We start from the raw sequence: 2,098 nt of genomic DNA, 5'->3' as shown, positions 1-2,098 counted from the left end.
CCCTCCCCCTAACCCCCTCCCGCGAGGGGAGGGGGGACTCGATAGGCTAAGCCGCGGCGTCGCTGCGTTCGAACTCGGCCAGCTCGGCGGTCAGGCTGGCCAGCTCCTGGCCGCCGGCCATCATCTCCAGCACCTGCTCGCGGCTGATTTCGCTCTTCGGATAGGTGCCCAGGCAGCGGCCGCGGTTCAGCAAGGTGAAGGTGTCGGCCACCGGATAGGCGTGGTGGACGTTGTGGGTGATGAAGATCACCCCCAGGCCCCGCGCCCGCGCCTGCACGATGTAGCGCAGCACCACCGAGGCCTGCTTGACGCCCAGCGCCGAGGTCGGCTCGTCCAGGATCAGCACCTTGGCGCCGAAATGCACGGCGCGGGCGATGGCGACGCATTGCCGCTCGCCGCCCGAGAGCGTCCCGACCGCCTGGCCGGGGTCGCGCACATCGATGCCGATCTGGCGCATCGCGTCGCGGGCCACGGCATTGGCCTTGTCCATGTCGATGCGCCGGGTCGGGCCCCAGCCCAAAGTCGGCTCGCGGCCCATGAAGAAGTTCCGGGTGATGCTCATCAGCGGCACCATCGCCAGGTCCTGGTAGACCGTGGCGATGCCGTGGTCGAGCGCGTCGCGCGGCGAGGTGAAGCGCACCTCGCGGCCCTCGACCCGCATCCGGCCCTCGCTGGGCTGGTGCACGCCGGCCAGGGTCTTGATCAGCGTCGACTTGCCGGCGCCGTTGTCGCCCAGCAGCGCCAGCACCTCGCCGGGGCGGACCGAGATGGTGATGTCCTTCAGCGCCACCACCGACCCGAAATACTTGCAGACGCCCTGCAGCTCGACCAGGGGAGTGGACTCTGCGTTCACGACCGGCCTCCCGTCACCTTACGGCGGATGTAGTTGTTCACGATCACGGCCAGCAGCAGCATCACCCCGAGGAAGACCTTGAACCAGTCGGTGTTCACGCCGGAGTAGAAGATGCCCATCTGCACCACGCCGAAGATCAGCGCGCCGAAGGCGGCGCCGATCACCGAGCCGTAGCCGCCGGTCAGCAGCGTGCCGCCGATCACCACGGCGATGATGGCCTCGAACTCCTTCAGCAGGCCGCGGTCGGCGGCGGCGGAGCCGAACTCCATCACCTGGCAGGCGGCGAAGACGGTGGCGCAGAAGGCGGTGCCCATGAACAGCAGGATCTTCACCCGGCCGACCGGCACGCCCATGTTGCGGGCCGCCGTGTTGTCGCCGCCGACGGCGAAGATCCAGTTGCCGAAGCGGGTGCGCAGCAGGATCCAGGCGCCGACCGCGGTCAGCGCCAGCCACCACACCACCAGCACCGGCAGGCCGGGGACGATCGGGCTGCCGTCCTTGAAGGTGTCGATCAGGCCGACGCCGCCGGCCCAGCGGTACAGGCCGTCCAGCACCGTGCCGGTGAAGAGGGGGGCCAGCCAGTCGGTCGCCGCCGGGTCCTTGATGCCGCCGACGATGGTGCGGTTGGTGAACAGGATCGACAGCGCGATGGTCATGCCGCGCAGGATGAACAGGAAGGCCAGGCTGACGATGAAGCTGGGCAGGCCGGTGCGGACCACCAGCCAGCCGTTCAGCGCGCCGATCGCCAGGGCGCCGGCGAAGGCGAAGACCAGCGACAGCCAGACCGGCCAGCCGAAGAACACGGTCGGGATCGCGATCATCATGCCGGCGAAGCCGATCATCGACCCGATCGACAGGTCGAACTCTCCGGCCACCATCAGCAGGCTGGCGCCGACCGCGAGGATGCCGAGCTGGGCCGACACCACCAGCCAGTTCGAGATGCCGTCGGCGCTGAACATGCCGGAGCCGCCGGCGGTGAGGCCGAAGAAGACGAAGACCAGAACGGTGCCGGCCATGGCGCCGAGCTCGGGGCGGGAGAGCAGGCGCGAGGCGAGGGAGACGGTGCGCAGCCGCTCGTCGCCCGCGGGGCGGGGAGCGGGAGGCCGTCCCTGCGGCATCCTGGTGTCGGTCTGGACGGTGGTCATGGCGTCTTCCGGGCTTGGGGGCGGGAAGAGGGGAGGCGGCTTGAGGGAGCCGTGGCGTTCGCTCGATCGAGTCCCCCCTCCCCCTGCGGTCCCCCTGCGG

2 protein-coding genes are annotated in these 2,098 nt (G+C 70.0%); both read right to left on the bottom strand.

Annotated features, from left to right (window positions below; all coding sequences use genetic code 11):
- Positions 1-46: 46 nt before the first annotated feature.
- Positions 47-853: an ATP-binding cassette domain-containing protein gene (locus tag BWR60_RS35990; RefSeq protein WP_218823846.1), complete on the bottom strand. Its 807-nt coding sequence runs from the start codon at positions 851-853 to the stop codon at positions 47-49.
- On the bottom strand, positions 850-1,998 hold the full coding sequence (locus tag BWR60_RS35985) for an ABC transporter permease (RefSeq protein ID WP_230983285.1): 1,149 nt from the start codon (positions 1,996-1,998) through the stop codon (positions 850-852). The genes BWR60_RS35990 and BWR60_RS35985 overlap by 4 nt, the downstream gene beginning before the upstream one ends.
- Positions 1,999-2,098 lie beyond the last annotated feature (100 nt).

The organism is Inquilinus limosus, assembly GCF_002195995.1.
GTDB lineage: Bacteria > Pseudomonadota > Alphaproteobacteria > DSM-16000 > Inquilinaceae > Inquilinus > Inquilinus limosus_C.
The sequence above is the reverse complement of the archived record's forward strand: the minus strand, read 5'-3'. Positions and strand labels throughout refer to the sequence as shown.